We start from the raw sequence: 243 nt of genomic DNA on the forward strand, positions 1-243 counted from the left end.
GCAAATCAGCGCGCGACAGCGGTCGGGTGGCCGATGCCTACAGCCACGGCGAAGCGGTGCTCGCGGTCGCCGATGGCATCGTGGCGAGCGTGCGCAACGACCTGCCGGAACGCCTGCGCCTGGATGAGCGTTCGGACCATGCGCTGGATACCGGCGGCGGCAACATCATCGTGCTCGATCTAGGCGACGGCCGCTTCGCCCACTACGGCCATCTGCGCACGGGCAGTGTGCGCGTCGTGCCCG

Annotated in this window: 1 protein-coding gene; it reads left to right on the forward strand. The window is 69.5% G+C overall.

Annotated elements, in window-relative coordinates; all coding sequences use genetic code 11:
- On the forward strand, positions 1–243 hold a 243-nt coding region (locus tag OH705_RS28445), incomplete at both ends, for a hypothetical protein (protein WP_267303599.1).

Source organism: Pseudomonas sp. BJa3, from assembly GCF_026343815.1.
GTDB lineage: Bacteria > Pseudomonadota > Gammaproteobacteria > Pseudomonadales > Pseudomonadaceae > Aquipseudomonas > Aquipseudomonas soli.